The sequence below is a fragment of the Streptomyces jumonjinensis genome (assembly GCF_009600885.1).
GTDB lineage: Bacteria > Actinomycetota > Actinomycetes > Streptomycetales > Streptomycetaceae > Streptomyces > Streptomyces jumonjinensis.
This window is the reverse complement of sequence record NZ_VCLA01000194.1, coordinates 807-1,115: the sequence shown is the minus strand read 5'-3', so window position 1 is coordinate 1,115 and position 309 is coordinate 807. Positions and strand designations below refer to the sequence as shown.

The window sequence follows — 309 nt, the reverse complement described above, 5'->3', positions numbered from 1 at the left end:
ATCGTCGCCACCCTCAAACGCCAGGACGGCCGCAGCCCCCGCCGCCACCAGGACGCCGTCCGGGCCCAGGCCGAGTGCCGTCGTATCGAAGCCGACTTCGGCCTCCAGCGGCTCAACTCCGGCGACCGAACCGCCGCCCAGCGCCCCACCAGCGCCGAGCGCTCCAAAGCGGAGCGCACCGGGCGGGCCGAGCCACCGCGCGAGACCCTCCGCGAAGCAGTCCGTCAGGCCCTCGCCGGAGCCGCGGACGAAGGCGAGTTCTTCGCCCGGCTCACCGCCGCCGGCCTCCGCGTCGAGCAACGCCTCGCC

Annotated in this window: 1 pseudogene; it reads left to right on the top strand. The window is 75.7% G+C overall.

The window, feature by feature from the left end:
* Nucleotides 1–309, top strand: a pseudogene (locus FF041_RS39665) (mobilization protein); the annotation flags it as partial.